2 protein-coding genes and 1 pseudogene are annotated in these 1871 nt (G+C 69.4%); 1 reads left to right on the top strand and 2 read right to left on the bottom strand.

Annotated elements, in window-relative coordinates; all coding sequences use genetic code 11:
• Nucleotides 1-860 (bottom strand): histidinol-phosphate transaminase (locus tag WBP48_RS12035; RefSeq protein ID WP_424440734.1); only part of this gene is annotated, 860 nt, incomplete at its 3' end.
• Between the two features lie 219 nt (nucleotides 861-1079).
• Between WBP48_RS12035 and WBP48_RS12030 the strand changes: the two genes are divergently transcribed.
• Nucleotides 1080-1475 carry a phage holin family protein gene (locus WBP48_RS12030; RefSeq protein WP_424440732.1) on the top strand — a complete coding sequence of 132 codons (396 nt, stop codon included), beginning with the start codon at nucleotides 1080-1082 and terminating at the stop codon, nucleotides 1473-1475.
• Between the two features lie 169 nt (nucleotides 1476-1644).
• On the opposite strand, the pseudogene WBP48_RS12025 reads toward WBP48_RS12030, so the two are convergent.
• A pseudogene (locus WBP48_RS12025) lies at nucleotides 1645-1871 on the bottom strand (hypothetical protein); the annotation flags it as partial.

Here is a 1871-nt window from a genome sequence, read left to right as displayed (position 1 = left end):
GCGTCGCGGTGCGCGCCGATGACGGCGACGCGCTCCAGCAGCTCGTCCTCGGCGTCGAGGCTCGCGAGGGCGGCGGCCTCCGCGGCGGCGGTGACCGACAGGGGGATGCTGGTCGTCCGGGCCGCGGCGAGGATGCGCGGATCGCCCACCGCGTACCCGACGCGCAGCCCCGCCAGTCCGTACGCCTTCGAGAAGGTGCGCAGGACGACGACGTTGGGGTGCCCCGCAGCGAGCACCTGCCGCCCATCGACGGCGTCGGGAGCCGTCACGAACTCGGCATAGGCCTCGTCGAGGATGACCAGCACATCGGACGGCACCCGCGCCAGGAACGCGTCGAACGCGGCCTGCGTGACGACCGGGCCGGTCGGGTTGTTCGGGCTGCACACGATGATGAGGCGGGTGCGGCGGGTGACGGCCCTCGCCATCGCCTTCAGATCGTGCCGGCCAGCCGCATCGTTCGGCACCGTGACGGCCCTGGCTCCGGCGACCGTCACGAGTCCGGGGTACGCCTCGAACGAGCGCCACGAGAACAGGATCTCGTCGCCCGGCCCGCTCGTGGCCTGCGCGAGCTGGTACAGGATCGACACGGAGCCGGCGGCCACGTGCACGGCGTCGTCCTGGACGCCATAGCGCTCTGCCAGCTTCGCGCGCAGCCGCGGCGACGACGCGTCGGGGTAGCGGTTGAACGCAACGGCAGCATGCACCGCTTCGACGACGCCCGGCAGCGGCTCGAACGGGTTCTCGTTGCTGGAGAGCTTGAACGCCTCGGCGCCGGCCTGCCGACCCTGCCTGTACGCGGGCAGCGCGGCGATCTCGGGGCGGATGCGGACGGGGTACTCGACCCGGTTGTCGTCGGTCACAGTGCGAGTCTACGGAGGGTTCGTGGTATCAGAACGCGCCCGGTATGCGGACCTGCTCCGGCGCCTGGAGGACGTATGACGGTCTCCCTCGACCTTCCGCAGGCGACATGCCCACTGATGCGGGATTCACGCTTGTGCTCGATACCGCCCAGAGCAGGGTGGACCTCGACACGATCGCGCATTCCCTGCGGGCGCCCGTCGTGGAAGACTGACCCCACCATGCGTTTTCTCATCCGTGTCGTCGTCAACGCCTTCGCGATCTGGGTCGTGACCCTGATCGCGGCCCTGCGCGTCACCGTCATCCCGTTCCCTCCCGGCGAGACCCTGCAGCTCGTGCTGACACTGCTGGCCGTCGCGGCGGTGTTCGCGCTCGTGAACACGCTCATCGGGACCGTTCTGAAGATCCTCGCCTTTCCCCTCTACATCCTGACGCTGGGGCTCATCTCGCTCATCATCAACGGGTTCCTGTTGTGGCTGACGGCCTGGTTCACGCACTGGTGGAACTGGGGTCTGCGCGTCGAGGACTTCTGGCTCGGGGTGCTCGCGGCCCTCCTGATCTCGCTGATCAACTGGGTGTTCGGCATCCTCCTGCGGCCGCAGCAGAAGCGCCGCTAACGCGAAAGTCTCGCCACCTGAGGCAGGTTTTCTCGCCCCCACGGCGCGGCAGCGCCACTGAATGACTAACGCGAAAGTCTCGTGACATGACCCAGACTTTCCCGCCCCACGGCGCGGCAGCGCCACTGAAAAGCTGACCCACAAGTCCCGCCACACGCCACCGCGGGCCTCACTCCACCGCGCCATAGACGGTGTCACGCGCGGATGCCGCGGCATCCCACTGCGAGAGACGCTCGCGCACCACGGCCATCCGCGGGTCGTCCGACGCGTCCAGCGCGTGCGCGCTCTCGAGGTACTCGCCCATCAGGTGCGGGGCGACCACGACACCCCGCTGGAACGGATCGGCGTCCACATCGCGTTCCGCGACGAAGCTGCCGGGGGCGCCCGACCCGCCCG

The sequence above is a fragment of the Microbacterium sp. genome, assembly GCF_049661145.1.
In the GTDB taxonomy this organism is placed as follows: Bacteria; Actinomycetota; Actinomycetes; order Actinomycetales; family Microbacteriaceae; genus Microbacterium.
The sequence above is the reverse complement of the archived record's forward strand: the minus strand, read 5'-3'. Positions and strand labels throughout refer to the sequence as shown.

Bases quoted from the DNA above. Each gene is read 5' to 3' on its own strand.
- WBP48_RS12030 (WP_424440732.1), top strand. From the start codon at position 1,080: ATGCGTTTTCTCATCCGTGTCGTCGTCAACGCCTTCGCGATCTGGGTC.